Below are 16,987 nucleotides of genomic sequence, written 5' to 3'. Positions count from 1 at the left end.
CAACTAATCCCATATTGCTCGCGCCCGCCCCAATCGACGGATCACAACTTGATCACTGCCATCTTCAAAACGTGCATTTAAGACGCTTGGATGCGGGTTAGTAAGCTTTTTTTCCAACCTGAGAACTCGGCTGAAATCTGGCGTTAGCACCCACACAGAACTGTCACCTTCGTTGACCTCGACACGATATGGCCGATCAGGGATTGGCGCGATTTGACGTGTTGTCGGATCAACATTTCTGCGCCATTCACGGGAAGTCCAACGCTGACTGGTGCGATTCAGCATGTCTGCCCTGAATGCTGTCCAGATGTCATTTGTGACGGGTGTTGGCCACTCCCCGGCATCTGTAAGTGCGGCAATTTCGTTGGTTTCAAGCCAAGCAACAAGGCCGTCGTTGTCAACGAACACCGGCTCCTGATCGTTTATCGCGGTGAGCGCTGCCGCCCTTGAAGGAAGTCCGGCGCGAACGAGCATCGCCATTGTGTATCGCGGAAGACCAGTTTCGAGACAGGCTGCTGCGGTCCCGGCAATGATCTCCGGCTGCCAGCCAAGGGCTACGCGTCGAGTGCGGAGGGCTTCCAGCGCCCACACAAGACGATAAGTGAATACGTCCTCAATGAAGCGCATGTTATCCGGACCGATCTCACGCACCGGCGTTCCCGATATCCACGAAGCGAGAGTGTCGCGCCAGTCGTTCGGCATCGGGTCATCCGGCACGAAGGGTCGGATCGCGAGCAAGCGTTCCGCCAGTGCCGTAAGCGATGCAACTAGGATTTCGGCGTCACCCGGTAGAGCTGCCGCGTCGGCCTGATCGAGCAGCACAGCAAGACCGTCTGCCATCGCATCAAGCGTCAATCCGGATTCAAGTCCAACCCCCATAGCAAAATGCCCGCGCCTCTGCTCCACAGTTGTTTGAGACCAAATGAGTCCCGAGCGCGACCTGAATAACTTAAGCTGACGTTCTCGTAAGTCGTCACCACGGCGAGCAAGCTGACGTGCCCAGAGCGATCCGTTGAGCGCCTGGTCAATTAGCTGTGGTAGATCTGCTTCGTCAGCGTCAAGGGCTTCGACGAGGCCAAGAATTGCGTGATCGAGCTTTTCGACGAGAAGCTCGAAAGGTTCGTCGTCTTCTTCATCCACATTGACGTCCCACGCATCACGATTATTGGCGAGATACTCGAACGCGTCATCGCGATTTAGCGTGCCGTTGCGGGCTAACCTATTGAGAATCTCACTAGCGATCTGAATAAGGCCGCTTTCGAGCGTTCGTGCTTTTGAAGCATTCACTAGTTCACGCCACGCCTGTCTGCGCCAACGCAGAGGCTCAAACATGACGTGAATAACAAGCCCCTCAAGATCAACGAATGCCCGACCGGCCCGACCTGCCACGTTTGCAAATTCTTCTCCCGTGAGCGGAGTTCCGGCACGATACAAAGTCGGAACAAGCAGGACTGCTGCGTTTAGGTTTAGACCTTGGGCTAGCGTCGGTGATGCGACGGTAACAGTCAAAACACCTTCGTTGAGTAGTCGTTCGACTTCGCGGAGGAATGGATTCGGAAGTCGCGCATGGTGAATAGCGACACCGATCTCGAGGCACCTAACGGCTGGATGTTCTGCACCAAGCCACTCGGCCCCGACTGATTTCGCTCGCTCAATCGCGTCTTCGTCCTCAAGTAGCGGAGCGATAAAACCACGCCGTGCGAGATCGACTATGCGTTTCGCATAGCTCTCCACGTGATCACGCTGCGTGCAGAACACCAACGTGCGCTTTCCTTCCCCTGCGAACTGCCATGCCGCAGCAATGGTGAGTTCCGGATTATCCTTTGGGAAAGGCGTTCTGCGTGGAGCAATGGCAGGCTGCTCGGTGACGAAGTTGTGGATGAACGGTCCGTCATCGTCGAGATCGAAAGTCAGGCGCGCTCCCTGTCCACCCCACGCAAGGATGCCAAAGCGTTGGCGGGTAGGACGCCAACCTGACTTTACCGGTTCCCCGTCCGCATCACTGCGGACCCACGCCGTCAGATCGTCGAGTTGCTCGCCATCCGGCAGAATTGCGGACAGGCAGACAATACGCCGCTGATCAGCGTCCTGTCGTCGAAGAAGTCTTTGAACGAGGATTTCATAGCGGAGTTCGCGTTCACTTGGTCCAATCAGATGTCCTTCATCGAGCACGATCAAACCGATATCATCGAGCAACTGCGGATCACTCCTCAGTGCGAAGTCCAGCTTCTCCGGTGTTGCAATCACAATGTCGCGCGAACGCAACGCGTCCTGATCTCCCGGCATCGCTCCGCTCGCTCCGTAAAGCGACGAAACAGAAAAACCGAGAGGACTGAAAGTCTTCCTAAACGACCGTTCTGTTTGCGCTGAAAGTGCCCGTAGCGGCGTGACGAGCAACACACGCTTTTCCGAACTGAGCGACATTAGAGTGCAGATTTCTGCAACGCGGGTTTTTCCAGCGCTGGTCGGAAGAGCAACAACAAGATCGTCGGTCAAATCGGTGGCTCGCCGCGCAGCACCGATTTGTGAGGGCCAAAGCTCCACTTCTGCGGTCTTGCGGGCATAAAGAGAGGCGAGGAACATCTCGCGTAGATCGGCATAGCCGCCCGCCCCATTAGGCCCTTCCTCAGGCAAGACACGGTGAAGGCTGTTGGACCACAAATCGTCAATCAGGTTGATTGCGACCCGTATGATCCACCACATGGGCACCGCGCCAAGTTTTCGCGCGACACGCAGACCGCGGTTCAGGATCGACACGGCTTCAACCCGCATCACATCATCGCCCGTCAGTAGTGCGAACTCGAAGAAAGCGAACGCGCGGAAAACAGACGTTGTGAGGATGGTCGAGAACGCGTCATCGAAATCGCCCTCGTCATCCTCCAATTCGGCTTGAACAGCATCGTCACTATGTTCCGGATTGCGTAGCCACGCCTCAGCCTCCTGGCGCAACGTTCCGAGGTCACTCAGCAGCAAACTAACAATAGCGCGCTCAGCCGGAGCGAGGTTTGCATCTTCCTCGGCTTGGCTCATGAGCGAGTATGCCATCGCGGCATATCCAGCCAGATGATAGGAAGCTGCGCCCATCACACGCCAAAACCCGCGCTGAGGCATCTCGGGCAAACCATTTCTTACAAGTGCTTCAAAGGCATTTCCGGCTTTTAGAAAGCCGTCGCGATAGATGTCCGCGTCACCTTCTTGGCCTTCGCGCAACGCGAGCGAAGCTCGCAACAGCGAGAAGCCATATTCGGAAAGATCGGTATCGAGGGTGACTGCAAAAGGCGGCGCGCCTTCGGGTAGTTGTCCTTGTCGCCTGATGATTGCGCGGGCTTCACCTCGGGCAAGCAGTCGCCCGCGAATATTCGGCTGCCCAAAAGCACCTATGAATTCGTGAAGTTCGTCAATGGTCTCCAAGGTTCTCCGCCTCTTCGTATATCCAGGCGATGAATTCCTGATGATCAATAATTCTCAGGTTCACCGACACATGACCGTGACCATTTGGTGCGTCATCAAGATCGATTTCGAGTTCGGCGCGACGGTCGTTGCCAGTCAGTGTGAATAGACCATGTGTTACGTCCTTGGCGCGGATTGCCCCTCGTCCCAATTCGTTCCGAATTAACCGGCCAAGCGCTTGGTCGGCTTCGGAGCCCTGAAGCAACCGATCGGCAATAAACAGAAGTGATATCGGGGTAGGTCGCCCATCATCGTACCCAAGTCTGGTTCGGGCTTCGGTGATGACACCACCGCCCATGTTAACTCCACTCTTCGACTCACCTTTCAAATACCTTAGGCGTCCGTCCGCTTGCTCAATGCCGAGGAAGTCGTCCCCACGCAGCGGCATTTCTCGACTATCCTTGTATCGCAGTCGACGAAACGGAATGCGAAAGCTGGTCTGGTGCTCAATGAATTCGGTAGCCAGAATTTCGCCGACTTCACCCGAACGCTTCTTGGCATCTCGGGGCAATCGCTCACGCAGGATGCTGGCAGCTCCCGGAAAGCCAAGGTCTTCTATGTCGTTAGCAATGTTTTTGGGGTCGTCATAATGACTGCGGACACGGTCGATCAGGTCGGACTGAACAGCAGCGCGGCCACCTTCTTTCTCGACAAGCATATACAGGCGTTTCCGTTCACCATGATCTGCCTCCTCAATGTCCAGCCAGTCTTCAATCATGCGTGCTCCATAATTTGTGATCGTTTTGGCCAGCGCTGCTCGAAAAATTGGAATAGGCGATCTGTTTTGCCGTGGAGATCATCCTCGCTATACACATCGACAGGCAATCCCGTACGATCATCGTATAGGAAATCGTAAATAGTCTGCTTGAAGCGGTCGCGAGTAGCCGTCTTCGTGAAGATATCCTGTATATCGCGCATCTGCGTTTCGAGTTCACGCAGCAATGAAACGGCGACGCCTTTGATCTTCTTAATATCGGCCTTGGAGAGGTCAGGCTTCAGCAGAAGGTCGAACACGGCGAGTTGTTGCTCGTTCTCCAGGCCTTCTTTGACATAGCGATGTTCTTCTTCGCTCATCTCGGCTGTGAGGCGCATCAACGCCTCAAACGTCGCCTCGATGGTGTTCTTGTCTTTTTCCTTGTTGTACTCGCGCACGATCTCATCGAAGCGTTCCTGAAAATCGGTCCGCAGCGGGTTTTCAGCGAGCATCTTCTGAAGCCGTTTTTCGATCACGGACTTTACGTCCTGAACGTCTGATCGTTTCGTTTCGCTTTTCGCGAATTCTTTGCGGAGCAGCTCAAAATTGATTTTCGAGATATCAAAAATCTTGTCGTCCGAGTCCTTGTCTTCCTTCACATCGACAGCATCGCTCACGATCGCGTTCAGCTTCTGGATGATGGCTGAGGTGTCCGCCTGGTCGCGATCCTCTTGGAGTGTTTTGTAAAGGAAGTTGATCGCTTCGCTGTCTGAGCGATAGGTTTTAACGCCTTCAAATGTCAGACAGGCTTTGAACTTTCTGAAGACAGACCGCGCAGAAATCTCGAAACGCTTGCGGGTTTCATCATCAACGTTGACCGCTTCCTTGGCGTCCAGGATGGCCTTGTTGCGCGCGAAGCCTGTTTCATTGATCAAGCGGCTTAGGTCGAAGTCGCGTTCTGAGAGTTGCTCACGAACGAGCGTGATGGCTTCACCGAGTTCGCCAAGTAGCTCTTCTTCGGGATGTAGTGGATCGGTTTCGGGGGCTCCCTCGCCATCCATCTCGCCGTCACCTTTGTGACCGGCGAAAGTGGAAAGCGCTTTCCGAAGGTTCTTCAGAATGCCGCAGTAATCGACGATGAGGCCGTTATTCTTGCCTTCTTTCACGCGGTTCGCACGAGCGATTGCCTGCATCAGCGTGTGCGCCTGTAACGGCTTGTCGAGATAAAGCGTGGATAGCGATGGCACATCGAATCCGGTCAGCCACATCGCGCAAACGATCACCACGCGGAACGGATGATCCTCCCGCTTGAAGGCGCTATCCACATCAAGTCGCTTGCCATCTTCAAGCAAGAAACCTTCTTTCATAAGCTTCCGATGAGGTCGAATGTCCAGGTCCCATTTGCGGAACTTATCGACTTCGCCTTGTTCGTCGCTTACGACGACGGCGATCTCGGTCTCTTTCATCCAGGCGATCTGGCGTTCTCGCAGAGCCTGATCCTGATCATCACGCGCATTCGACAGCTCTGCCTCAAGAAACTTGATCCGTTCGCTCCAGGCTTCCTCGATGTAGTCATGCATCCGAACGGCTGTGATTTTGTCGATGCTGACAAACATCGCCTTTCCGGTTTCCCAGTTCGTCGAATAATGAGCGGCGAAATCCTCCGCGATATGCCGTAAACGCTTTTCCGCCGTTACCACATGGTATTCGCGCTTCAGCTCATTTTCGAGCTTGGCGGCAACGTTGGCATCAGAAGTTTCAGCCTCTGCAATCGCTTCTGCGAGCTTCTCATTAAGTCCTTCTGCCGTCAGACCTAGCTTGTCGCCGCGCGCATCATAATAGAGCGGCAGAGTCGCATTATCTTCGATGGCGCGCTGAAAGTCATAAGTGGAGATATATCCACCGAACACCTTCTTGGTGATCTCATCACTGCTAAACAGCGGCGTTCCCGTGAATCCGATATAGCTCGCATTCGGCAAGGCATCGCGCATGTTCATCGCGAGCGTGCCGTATTGGGTGCGGTGCGCCTCGTCCGTCATCACGATGATATTGTCGCGCGTGGAGTATTCTTCGCCTTCGCCAATCTCCTTGTTGAACTTTTGAACAAGTGAGAACACGAATGCTTTTTGCTGGCTTAGAAGCGCCTTCAACTCCTCGCCGCTATCGGCGCGGCATGGGTCTTTCTCATTATTAGCGAGGCCGACGCCCGCGAAGGTTTTGTAAATTTGGTTGTCGAGATCGGTGCGGTCGGTCAGCACAAGGAAGGTAAAATCACCGCCAAGCTTGCGGCGTACCTTCTGCGCGAAAAGCGCCATTGAATAGGACTTGCCCGAGCCCTGGGTGTGCCAGAACACACCGAGTTTCCCGTCGCGCTTCTTGCGGTCTATGACCGACTGGAGCGCACGATTTACACCGAGATATTGATGGTTCCGCGCGACGATCTTTATCAACTTGCCCGAGCTATCGTCGAACAAAATGAAGTTTTCAAACAGGTCGAGGAAGTTCGCGCGCTCACAAACACCTTTGATGAGCGTTTCCATCTGGACGACGCCTTTGTCGCCCTCAGCCAGGCGCTTCCAATCACTGAAATGGTCATACTTTGCGGAGAGCGAGCCGATCTTCGCCTCAACGCCATTGGCCAGCACCACGAAGGCGTTGAAGTGGAAAAGCTGCGGGATGGTATCGAGATAATCTTTGAAATTGTCGTCATAGGCGCGGCGTAGAGATTTGTCGGGCCGCTTCAGCTCGACGAACATCAATGGCAGGCCGTTCACGTAGCCGATGATATCGGGGCGGCGGCGATGGCCGTTTGGCCCGCTGATCCACATTTCCCGCACACAGAGGAAATGATTGTTGCTCGGATCGTCATAGTCGAAGACCTTCAGGCGGCTTTTCTTGATCTCACCGTCTTTGTGATAGCTCGCCAGCACGCCATCACGGATCAGCTCGTACTTCTCCTGATTGGTCTGAACAGCAGACTGGAAACCAAGCGTGTCGGTGATCTGATGAAGCGCATAGGTGTATGCTTCATCAGGCAAGCCAGGGTTCAACCGAACCAAAGCTTCCCCAAGGTATCGGGTGAGAATGACTTCACGATCAGATTGGCGACCAAGCATGCCTTCGGGGCCGAAAGTCTCGGCGTTGAAGGCCAGAACACTCTCATCCCACTTCAGATCATTAACTAGATAATCTGAGAGCGTTTCCTGCGCCAGTCGATCTTCGGTGAAGCCGTTCATGCCGTCACCTCCAATCGACCATTCATTAGGCGGGGAAGTAGGAGGTCGCGTGCTTTCGACAGTTCTGTCGATTGACGTTCAAGGAGGCCAATTTGTGCCTGTATGGGCTCAACGTGACTGTGAAAAGTTTCAAGCAGGGCTTCTGTTGGTATGAGCAATTCCCGACTATGCGCGAAATCTCTATTCAATCCGGGAACTGCCACATCCGTATTGATAAATGTTACGTGCTGAAGCGCGTAGTATGTGAAGAAGTCACAGTTTTCAGGCGCGACGTAGTACACCGTGTCGATTGGCCAAAAATCTCTTCGTGCCCAAAAAATACTCCCTACGTTTCCCTTTCTGCCGACGACGATGGCAGGACCCGAAACAAATTTTTTATTGTGACTCCCAACAATGCCGCTCGAGCCGAAGACGTCGCATTCACCGGGAACCCTAGAATCAGCCTTCAAGGCTTTTCCGTAAACCAGTGGGCAGTGTTCCCCGATGGTTTTTGGCAACCACCCCTCAGGAACGCCATCGACGATTTTCACGTGCTCGTGGCCAGGGAAGCGGAAATGGACGAACCACTCGCGATAAAGAAGCCGTGCCGTCTCCTCTAGCAACGCAATTCGCCGACGATTGTTTTCGATTAGGTCATCATACGCAGATAGGACCGATACGATGCGCCTCTGTGAAGCTAGGTCCGGATATTGAAACTCTTGATCCTTGAGGAATTTGAAGTGCCGCGCATAGAAATAGTTCGATAAATCGATGTTTTTGATAGCATAATAGTAAAATACAGGATCAATATCTTCTGTATTCGGGTAGAGAAGCTGCGTGCCATCGGCTCCACAAACAAATGGCTCTGTAGCCAATTTCACACGACGAGTGTGATCCCCAAACACCACTAGCGGCAATGGCGACTTCTGAACAATCTCCTCATTATCACTGTATCCCGCAATTTGTCCTTCCCCCTGATCAATGACAGGAAATGGACCGTTTTCTAAATACTGCGATTTTTGAAGCTTACCCGCCCGCTTAATCTTTGCGAGAGATTCTTTCACTGAAATTGATTGCCAACTCATACGATCAGATCTCCAAGGTTCTTTTTGATCGTTTCCGCTAACTGAACGGCTTCAGAATTGAGGCCGTCAATCTCAATATGAATGTCCCTAAGCGCTTCCTCGAAGTCGAAGTCTTCATCCTCCTCTTCCGGGGCAACACCCACATAGCGGCCTGGGGTGAGGCTCCAATCATTCGTCTTTAGCTCCTCATGGCTGACGAGTTTCACCAGGCCCTCCACATTGCAAAGCTCGGCATCGGGGAAGCGCGTTTGCAGCCATTCGGCCTGGGTGTGGAAATAGCGCGCCTCTTTAAGATGCTCAGCGACCGCCTTTCGCGCTTCGTCCAGCTCGATCAGGCGTTTCTTCCCTTCGGCTGGCTTGATCCCGTTCGCGACATCGGAGTCATGCACGCGGGTCGCGAGTTTGGAGAGGTGATCCCATTCTTTGATCAGAGACTTGGCTTGATCCGCCACCGGTGCCAGCGCGTCTGCAGATGCTTTGAGCCCATCGTTGTCGCGCGCTGCGCCATTCCAGCCACTATCGAAAGCTGATTTTGCCGCCGATTGGAATGCTTCGATATCGCTAGCGACAGTTTCGGCGAGCTTGGTGAGTTCATCATCTTTGTGCGCATCGACGACGGCTTTCAGTGCCGTGTTGAACTCACTGAAATCGCAAGCCCGCATTTCCGAGAAGGCTGTGTCGAGATAGCTCTCGACCAGCTCCAAGTACCTATGGGTTTGCCCCCGATATAGCCAAACGATGGATGTGATGTTCTGCTGTTGCTCTGGTGTGAAGTCATAAATCTTGCGCGTGACTTTGCGGTAGATGTTGCGCGCATCGATCATCAGGACCTTGTCTTTGAGATGCTCCGGCTTGCCCTTGTCGAAGAACCACAGCTCGCACGGCACAGAGCGCGTGTAGAAAAAGTTGCCACGAATGGTGACCATGACATCGACATCGCCCGTCTTGATCATCGCTTCACGGACTTTGGCTTCACCGCCTCCGGCAGACGAGGCCTGAGAGGACATCACGATGCCTGCACGGCCCGTGTCTGACAGGTATGAATGGAAGAACGACATCCAGACATAGTTGCCGTTCGAAACCTTCCCCGCCTTGTTCACGCTTGGTAGGCCGAACGATAGGCGTGGGTCGTTCTTGATTTTCTCGGCGTCAATCTCATCCACGTTGAAGGGCGGATTAGCCATCACGAAGTCAGCCTGGCCGAGCAATTCGTGCGGGTCCTCATAATAGGAGATCGCCTTGCTGATATCACCTTCCAGCCCGTGAACCGCGAGGTTCATTTTAGCAAGGCGGATCGTCGTCGGGTTTTTCTCCATCCCATAGAACGTGACGCGGTCACTTGGGTTGGCTTTCATCTTTTCGATGAAGTGTGCGGACTGAACGAACATACCGCCGGAGCCGCAAGCCGGGTCAATGATCTTGCCGTGATCAGGCTCGATGATGTTCACGATGGTTTGGACGATGGAAACCGGCGTGAAGAATTCACCGCCATCATGCGCTTTTTGGTCGGCGAACTGGGTTAGGAAATATTCGTAGATGCGCCCGAATACATCACCGTCGGCATTTTGAAGCGCTGGGTCGTTGAACGTGCGCAAGAGCTGGCCCAGGTCGTCATCACCCAATTCCTGATATTCCGATTTAGGAAGCGCGCCATCAAGCGATTCATAATCCGCTTCGATGCTCTCCATCGCAGCGATGATTGCCCCAGCACGATCGCCGCCGTCAGGTATGGATACAAGATGATCGAATTGAGCTTCAGGCTTCAAGAAGATCGACCCGCGCTGCGAGAAGTCCTCTTTAGTTGGCTCGCGTGTTTTCCCGCCACGCGATGGGAGCGTGGAAACGATTTCTTCTTTAACGCGCAAAAAGCGGCTGTAGGCATGGCGCAGGAAGATCAGCCCCATGACTGGCAGGAAATACTCGTTGCTCGCAAAGTTTGAATTCGCACGCAGGTGGTCAGCTACTGACCACAAGCGTTTCTCAATTTCTCCTACGTGCTCCATTACGCCCCCGTCTCGAAGAATTCGTCATCGACTCGCTTCAGGTGTAGGACTTCTTCGTCCCGGCATCCGATGTTGTAGCGAATCATAAGTTTAGACAGCTGTATGCCATCGATCAGAACAATCCGCATGCCCAAGTCTTTTGCTGTTTGAGTGGCGCTTGGACTAAATGCCGATGTTGTAAAGAATAGGCCCTTTTGAGCTTTCTTTAGATTCAGTGCTCCAAAGAAATCACGGATATCTCCCGCGCCCACGTTATTGCCTTCCGCGTATCGCTTGGCCTGGACATATATTTGATCAACCCCAAGAGGGTCCTGATCGACGACACCGTCAACGCCGTTATCTCCTGACTGCCCAAGAGCACGAGCCGCGTCTTCCGACGTGCCGCCGTATCCCATGGCTAGGAGCAGATCGACTATCAAAAGCTCAAAGAATTCCGGCGGTGATGATCGAACGCGCTCAAGCAATTCTGCGGCTAGTGCTGAATTTATCTTACGATGGGCATCCCGAAGAATCTCGTCCGGGGTAGAATCCGAGTTTTCGATGACAGAAACATCTTGATCGTCACCGTCTGATGTCGATCCCTTGCGACTCTGAAAGGCCTGAAAAGATTCGTAACGTCTGAGAAAGTTGTTATCGATGCGGGTTATATCTGTTGAGAGCAACCGGCTGCCTTCTTCGGTTAATTCGAAAACACCGCGGCTGGGATATCGAACAAGGCCTGCTTGCTTGAGGTAAGACTTTGCCCAGTTCACCCGATTGTCGAACGTTCTTTGCTTTCCGCTAGGTAAGAGGTTTGCACGCTCTTCGGCGCTCAAATCATACTTTTTGGCCAGACGTTCGATTGCATCTTTGGTGTGGAGCGGTCCGCCCTCAGCGCATTGCAGCACCGGTAGCATCAATGTCTGGTAGTCAGGTATCATTCAATTATTCTCACAATCCGAGTGCTCGTTGTTATTTCAATCTATAATTGACAATTTCTGACATTTTTTCAATGCATTAATCAGAAGAGACACTGTGTGTTCGAGACGTTATTGGCATTGTGGCGCTCAGAGCTGGGGCCGAGTAGGCATTTTGATGCCCGTGTATGGTGATCGAACGGCCATTCGTTCGTGCATGGTTGGCGGTGCAGGAGTGGAGATGCAACTCTCCAAGTGCCTGCGAGTAGTTCAGCGGCGATACGCTGGCGGCATCCAAACGGCGCACGGTTGGTCTCGATGAAGTCGTCTCCATGACATGGCCATGGGGGTATCGGGGGAGCTTGGAGGCTCCCTTGATCTGCGATCGAACGGCAGGCTGTTCGGACATGGGGAGGTGTTGGAGGGGAGAGGTCATTCTCCGCCTCTAACGAGGGATCAATCGGCGATACGATTGGATGGTGCTGGGTAGGTTCAATACCTGGTCAGCGCCAAGGCTTGGGGTATCCAACAGGGGGCGCAGCAGCCCCTTTGGCAAGGTCGGCGTTGTAGTACAACGCACACCTTGCGCGTCAAAAAACGCGTCCAAATCGGGTGAAAACCGCGAAACACTCGGCTTTACTGCACTTTTGACGATTTCCGTGCTACGTCGATTCCCATCGAGACGTGGAGTGCGATGTGTCTGATAGCTGGGATGAGAAACACGCCCGGAACAAAGGAGCGGCGAAAAATGCCTTCGAAGAGAAGGCTTCGGACGCTCCAAAAGAGGAGCTGTCGAGCGACCTTTTGAAAGCGCTCGAAGGGCTCAATGATCGGCGATCGGGCGTCGCTGATCGCCGGAACTCTGATATTCACCGCATTGCACAAGAACTGGATGACGAGGCTCAGCAGGAAGAGGAAGCCGAACTTCCCGAACTGGAAAAGCCGCGTCCCAGACCACCCTCGTTGAGCCTGGGCGGCGAAACTATCCGGCCAGCTCCAAAGTATGCCGCGCCCGAACGCGATGACGCTGCACGCGATCGTATGCGGGCTCTTTTGCAACGCGGCAAAGAGCAAGATCGAGAACGCGACCGTTAGTGAAAAAATCTGCGGGCTTTGGCGGCTAATTTCGCAAAACGGGCGATTGGCTTAACTTTCGATAATAAACGGCACTCACACACGTTGACAGTTTTTCAACGTAAGAGGAGTGCCCAAACGATGGACCCAATAGTTTCGTGGTTCCGCTCTCTATGGGACGGCATACACGGTTTTATCGACCCAGAACGAGCGAAACAGCTTCGCGCAAAAAGAGCGACGGAAGCCTACCTTCGGAGCAAGCCAGGATCAAAACCATCTCTTGAACCGAAGGCTAAGGCAGATGCCAAACCATTTCTCAAATGGCTCGTGTGGGGCGCGCTCGCTGTCTTCGGTGTAGCCGTCACCGTGGCCGTCGTGAGCTTTGGTCTCAGCGGCGAAGAAAGCGGCGGCAATCAAGTCCAATATGATGCCTATGGCATGCCAATCGGCGGCGGTGATCTTGGCGCTGCCATGAACCCAATGCGCGGCCTCACGTTAAGCAGCCTCATGGGCGGATTTGTGCTCGGGGTTGGATTGGTCGCGATCCTCGCCTTTTGGCGTTGGGTTGTTCACAAACATGGATGGGTCGCGCTCGTGGTTCTGTGCGCGTTGCTCGTCCTCATCGGAGACACAAGTGACTCTGCATCGACAACATCCATGGCCTCGATGCTGGCCTTCATCACTGGCTTTAGCGCGGGCATTGCCCTGGCGGCAAAGTTTCTGCTCGTCATCAGACCGCCGACGGAAATACCCGACATCTTTGGCTCGTCACGATGGGCGACCTTCAATGACATCACAGAGGCCGACCTGATTGGCTCAATGGATAAGGGAGACGGTCTCTTCCTCGGCAAAGAGCAAGAGAAAGGCATCCCACTCGTCTATCGAGGCGACATGCACGCTTTGACGGTCGCGCCAACGCGAACGGGTAAAGGCGCTGCCGCCATCATTCCGAACCTTCTCCGGTCAAAAGGCTCCATTCTCGTCATTGATCCCAAAGGCGAGAATGCGCGGCGCACGGCAGAAAAGCGCGCTGCGATGGGTCACAATATCAAGATTGTAGACCCGTGGGGTATCGCTCAAGAAGCTGACAAGTTTGGTCCTGGGACCGATGCGGGCTTCCATGCCCAATTCAATCCTTTGGATGCTCTTCGCGCAGATGATCCAGACCTTGGATCGGACGCGATGCAACTCGCGGACGCGCTCGTTGTCTCAACCGACAAGGAGCCATTTTGGAGCGACGAGGCCAAAGCGCTGATTGCTGGTTTCATACTCTATGTCGTTGTTGCTCCCGAAGAAGAGGGCAACCGAACGCTTGGCCGAGTCCGGGATATCCTGTCGCTGCCTCCGGCTGCGGATACGGAAGATGAGAATCTTCCTGGCACAATGGATGAGATTTTGATGCGGATGGCGGTCTCACCTCACCCACTGGTAAGTGCTGCCGCTTTCCGCATTGCCCAAAAGGCGGAGAAAGAGCGCTCAGGCGTGATCTCCTCGGCGCAATCGAACACGCATTTTCTTGATAGTCCGAAAATCCGTGACAGCCTGACCAAGTCTGATTTCCGCTTCTCTGATCTCAAAACTGCCGATGCGCCAACGACGATTTATCTGGTGCTGCCGCTCGATCGTCTCTCGACGTTCAATCGCTGGCTTCGGTTGATGATCTCAAGCGCCATGATCGATCTGACCCGCACCCCTGCGAAGTCGGACGCTGAGCCGGTGCGCGTGATTCTGGATGAGTTTGCAGCCCTCGAAAGGCTGAAGATTATTGAGACAGCCTTCGGGACGATGGCGGGCCTTGGCGTACAGCTTTGGGCGGTTACACAAGACCTGTCTCAGCTCATGCGCCTCTACGGCGATAAGGGCTGGCAGACATTCGTCAGCAATGCGGGCGTGTTTCAGTATTTTGGAAGCCGCGACTATGAGACGGCGAAATACGCCGAACACTTGACCGGCATGACGACGATGAAAAAGCGGTCCATCAGCTTCGGAACGTCCTCATCGGCAACCACATCTTACCCAAGCAGCTCGTCCACTACGGGCCACTCGAAAACTATCTCGTATGACGATGTGCAGCGTCCGCTGGCATATGCAGATGAGATGATGACGCTTCACCGCGATTTGCAGATTCTCTTCGTGGAGAACAACTATCCAATCATCGCTCGAAAACATTGGTGGTTTCGTCAAGCGAAGGCCAGCAAGCCTTTGAATCCCTGGGACGCATAACGTCGCAACCTTTACGGATACGCGGCGCTGAACCGAACCGATCGACACCCATTGCCTGAAAATTGTGTGGCGGGACAGGCGAGGTGCTCGAACGGTTCGGTCGCCGCAATTACAAACGTAAAGGAGCGACGCGATGTCTCTTCAAATCATTTCAAAGGCGGAAGCTGCCCGCATGCCGATAACGCAGCTTCGAGCGCTGCATCAATTGCTCGCCGAAGAGCTGGCAAATAGCGAATGCGGTTCAGAGCTTGCTCAAGCGATTGCGCACAATCTGCATGTCGTCATGAACGAGCTTAGTGCTCGAAATCGGCTGAGCCGTTTGCCACGGCTTTAGCCTCTCTTTCGAATTGGGTCGCCCAGCTTATAGCTGGACGATCCATTGACGATTGCCGAGTTCCAGTTCGGTGACTTCACCGCCCAGGCGCATGTCGCGGGCAAAGGCCTCGACATCGAAATAGTAGCGAAGGCTTTCTGGTAGCTGGTCAAGAAGCCCGGTGCTCTCGACGTAATCCTCGGCGTATTCGAGAAGCGTGCCTTCGAAGAGCATCACTTCGTCCAGGCGATCGATGATCTCTTCCGGCGCGATACATTCGTATCCAGCGAGGTATATGGCGCGGGCGGCCTCATCTTCGTCGAGGTCTTCAAATTGATCGAACCACAGCGGCAGATTTGCTTGGTTCACGCCGATCGCTTTGAACAGCTCGTAATTGTCGCCATCAATGAACTGAATCTCATATTCTTCGACGGGATCGCCGTACTCGTTGCGATGTCGCGATGCTCGCTCGCGGCACTCATCGAGCGTTTCGAAATAGAAGCCCGTCGCTGAAATGTCGTAGGGCGTAGCATGATAAATGTTGGGCATATTGTCCTCCTTTGCTTTGAACGCAGGAGGCTCGGGCGACTGGAATAAAGGCACGCTGCAACTGCCTTCACGGTCACTGGTGCGGAAGGTCGGTTGCAGTGGGCCTGCCAGTCGCCACGGATGCGGTTATCTCAAAGCGGAGGACGGTTTTGCCCAGGCTCTTATGCCTCGGCTGACAGGAGGTTTTCAGGCTTTTCGTAGCGTTTGCTTACATGCCTCGAACATCATCGTCATATGATTGCGCCGGGTCGATCCCAATCGCTTCATGGCTTCATCGTCTTTGAGGGCACGGTCGAGTTCAACGTCGCGGAAACGGTCATAGACCAATGCCGTAAGAAACACCGATTTGAAGCTTCCTGTAGGAAGGCCGCGTTGTTCCGTTCTGAGATGCCGGAGTGTGCGGAGCAGCATGGGGCGCGGCTGGACGAGCGGCAGAAACTCGCACGCTGAACAAAGGCGTCTGTTGCCAAGAAGGGCTGTTCCTGGACCATCGACCCCTTCGAACGCTTCCCTGATTTCAGACGGACAGTCAAATACGCAAGTGTGAAGGCGCTGCCAAAGCGGATCGTCATCGTCAGGCCAGCCAGACGGAAGGCCGATTTGATGAAATAGCGTGTCAGACCGGGCAATCATATCACGCAGCTTGCGCATGGTTTCAGCGGCTGATCGCTCGGAAATACCAGCATTCTCACTGGCAATCGGCACAGAAAAGTTTGAGCAAACCGCCCAAAGGAGTGCTTCGACCTGTTCATTGCTCAGTTTTGAGCGGGTGATGTAACGGTTTGCCATGGAAAATATTATTTAATCTCAGAGCGTTAACCGACTCTTCTTCCTCTGATCGGGACAGGTAATTGTCGCATCGCAATAAGCACCGCATTTTGAGTTCGAACATTGCGAAACGGTGCTTTTATGCCGGATAAGTTATGCACAAAAAGGGCCGAAAGCCCTGAAAATGCTGGACTTTTTAATCCGTATACGGCATAATAAAAATAGAGCCCCCTTCGCGTGCGTGAGACACAAGAAAGGAGTTCAGGATGCCAGACGATCAAAAGAACATCCTGCAATCGTCAACCGTTGACGGTTTTAATCAGGAGGCTCGCAAGGTTCGTTTCGATCCTGAAGCGTACGCTCACCACATTGCACAACTCGACCTCACCGAGACGCAGAAGCTAACGCTCATGCGAACTGTTTGGGACCTGATGGTTCTGTTCGTAGACGCTGGCTTCGGTATCGATGGGCCGACTCTGGCAATGGCTGATAAAGAAAACCAAGAGGCTGAACGCGAGGACAAACCTCGCAAGCAGCTCGAAACGCCGGAGAGCACACCATGATGAATCTAACGAACAAGAAAAGCGAAACCGGCGGAATCGCAGTGATCTACTGCCGTGTGTCGAACGTCAAACAGACGACGCGCGGCGATGGCCTTGGAAGCCAAGAAACACGCTGCCGGGAATATGCTGGCTACAAGGGCTATCGCGTAGAGCA

12 protein-coding genes are annotated in these 16,987 nt (G+C 53.8%); 4 read left to right on the top strand and 8 right to left on the bottom strand.

Annotated features, from left to right (window positions below; all coding sequences use genetic code 11):
* Nucleotides 1–3: 3 nt before the first annotated feature.
* Genes B3M53_RS09150 through B3M53_RS09125 form a run of 6 tightly spaced genes read right to left on the bottom strand, consistent with a single transcriptional unit; the run spans nucleotide 4 to nucleotide 11,367 of the window.
* Complete coding sequence (locus B3M53_RS09150; RefSeq protein WP_286800135.1) at nucleotides 4–3,411, bottom strand: DEAD/DEAH box helicase; 3,408 nt, start codon at nucleotides 3,409–3,411, stop codon at nucleotides 4–6.
* Nucleotides 3,398–4,168 carry a Hachiman antiphage defense system protein HamA gene (locus B3M53_RS09145; RefSeq protein ID WP_286800133.1) on the bottom strand — a complete coding sequence of 257 codons (771 nt, stop codon included), beginning with the start codon at nucleotides 4,166–4,168 and terminating at the stop codon, nucleotides 3,398–3,400. The genes B3M53_RS09150 and B3M53_RS09145 overlap by 14 nt, the downstream gene beginning before the upstream one ends.
* The gene (locus tag B3M53_RS09140) at nucleotides 4,165–7,380 is read right to left on the bottom strand and encodes a type I restriction endonuclease subunit R (protein WP_286800130.1); all 3,216 of its coding nucleotides are present in this window, start codon (nucleotides 7,378–7,380) and stop codon (nucleotides 4,165–4,167) included. Before B3M53_RS09140 ends, B3M53_RS09145 begins: the two co-directional genes overlap by 4 nt.
* Nucleotides 7,377–8,444: a restriction endonuclease subunit S gene (locus B3M53_RS09135; RefSeq protein ID WP_286800128.1), complete on the bottom strand. Its 1,068-nt coding sequence runs from the start codon at nucleotides 8,442–8,444 to the stop codon at nucleotides 7,377–7,379. Before B3M53_RS09135 ends, B3M53_RS09140 begins: the two co-directional genes overlap by 4 nt.
* On the bottom strand, nucleotides 8,441–10,447 hold the full coding sequence (locus B3M53_RS09130; protein ID WP_286800125.1) for an N-6 DNA methylase: 2,007 nt from the start codon (nucleotides 10,445–10,447) through the stop codon (nucleotides 8,441–8,443). The genes B3M53_RS09135 and B3M53_RS09130 overlap by 4 nt, the downstream gene beginning before the upstream one ends.
* Complete coding sequence (locus B3M53_RS09125; RefSeq protein WP_286800122.1) at nucleotides 10,447–11,367, bottom strand: restriction endonuclease; 921 nt, start codon at nucleotides 11,365–11,367, stop codon at nucleotides 10,447–10,449. The genes B3M53_RS09130 and B3M53_RS09125 overlap by 1 nt, the downstream gene beginning before the upstream one ends.
* A 672-nt stretch (nucleotides 11,368–12,039) precedes the next feature.
* Here B3M53_RS09125 and B3M53_RS09120 point away from each other — a divergent pair.
* From B3M53_RS09120 to B3M53_RS09110, 3 genes are all read left to right on the top strand, one after another.
* On the top strand, nucleotides 12,040–12,438 hold the full coding sequence (locus tag B3M53_RS09120; RefSeq protein ID WP_286800120.1) for a hypothetical protein: 399 nt from the start codon (nucleotides 12,040–12,042) through the stop codon (nucleotides 12,436–12,438).
* Nucleotides 12,439–12,558: 120 nt separating this feature from the next.
* The gene (locus tag B3M53_RS09115; protein WP_286800116.1) at nucleotides 12,559–14,640 is read left to right on the top strand and encodes a type IV secretory system conjugative DNA transfer family protein; all 2,082 of its coding nucleotides are present in this window, start codon (nucleotides 12,559–12,561) and stop codon (nucleotides 14,638–14,640) included.
* Nucleotides 14,641–14,773: 133 nt separating this feature from the next.
* A complete protein-coding gene (locus B3M53_RS09110) occupies nucleotides 14,774–14,974 on the top strand; it encodes a hypothetical protein (RefSeq protein ID WP_286800114.1) in 201 nt (66 codons plus the stop codon).
* A gap of 27 nt (nucleotides 14,975–15,001) precedes the next feature.
* Here B3M53_RS09110 and B3M53_RS09105 read toward each other — a convergent pair whose 3' ends face one another.
* The gene (locus tag B3M53_RS09105; protein ID WP_286800111.1) at nucleotides 15,002–15,502 is read right to left on the bottom strand and encodes an antirestriction protein ArdA; all 501 of its coding nucleotides are present in this window, start codon (nucleotides 15,500–15,502) and stop codon (nucleotides 15,002–15,004) included.
* A gap of 186 nt (nucleotides 15,503–15,688) precedes the next feature.
* Complete coding sequence (locus B3M53_RS09100) at nucleotides 15,689–16,291, bottom strand: hypothetical protein (protein WP_286800109.1); 603 nt, start codon at nucleotides 16,289–16,291, stop codon at nucleotides 15,689–15,691.
* 245 nt (nucleotides 16,292–16,536) lie between these two features.
* On the opposite strand from B3M53_RS09100, the gene B3M53_RS09095 reads away from it, so the two are divergent.
* The gene (locus B3M53_RS09095; protein ID WP_286800108.1) at nucleotides 16,537–16,833 is read left to right on the top strand and encodes a hypothetical protein; all 297 of its coding nucleotides are present in this window, start codon (nucleotides 16,537–16,539) and stop codon (nucleotides 16,831–16,833) included.
* Nucleotides 16,834–16,987 lie beyond the last annotated feature (154 nt).

It is taken from the genome of Oceanicaulis sp. UBA2681, assembly GCF_002354675.1.
GTDB lineage: Bacteria > Pseudomonadota > Alphaproteobacteria > Caulobacterales > Maricaulaceae > Oceanicaulis > Oceanicaulis alexandrii.
This window is presented reverse-complemented; position numbering and strand designations above follow the sequence as displayed.

Coding starts and splice junctions, on each gene's coding strand:
- B3M53_RS09145 (WP_286800133.1), bottom strand. CDS start 4,168: ATGATTGAAGACTGGCTGGACATTGAGGAGGCAGATCATGGTGAACGG.
- B3M53_RS09140 (WP_286800130.1), bottom strand. CDS start 7,380: ATGAACGGCTTCACCGAAGATCGACTGGCGCAGGAAACGCTCTCAGAT.
- B3M53_RS09135 (WP_286800128.1), bottom strand. CDS start 8,444: ATGAGTTGGCAATCAATTTCAGTGAAAGAATCTCTCGCAAAGATTAAG.
- B3M53_RS09130 (WP_286800125.1), bottom strand. CDS start 10,447: ATGGAGCACGTAGGAGAAATTGAGAAACGCTTGTGGTCAGTAGCTGAC.
- B3M53_RS09125 (WP_286800122.1), bottom strand. CDS start 11,367: ATGATACCTGACTACCAGACATTGATGCTACCGGTGCTGCAATGCGCT.
- B3M53_RS09115 (WP_286800116.1), top strand. CDS start 12,559: ATGGACCCAATAGTTTCGTGGTTCCGCTCTCTATGGGACGGCATACAC.
- B3M53_RS09110 (WP_286800114.1), top strand. CDS start 14,774: ATGTCTCTTCAAATCATTTCAAAGGCGGAAGCTGCCCGCATGCCGATA.
- B3M53_RS09105 (WP_286800111.1), bottom strand. CDS start 15,502: ATGCCCAACATTTATCATGCTACGCCCTACGACATTTCAGCGACGGGC.
- B3M53_RS09100 (WP_286800109.1), bottom strand. CDS start 16,291: ATGGCAAACCGTTACATCACCCGCTCAAAACTGAGCAATGAACAGGTC.
- B3M53_RS09095 (WP_286800108.1), top strand. CDS start 16,537: ATGCCAGACGATCAAAAGAACATCCTGCAATCGTCAACCGTTGACGGT.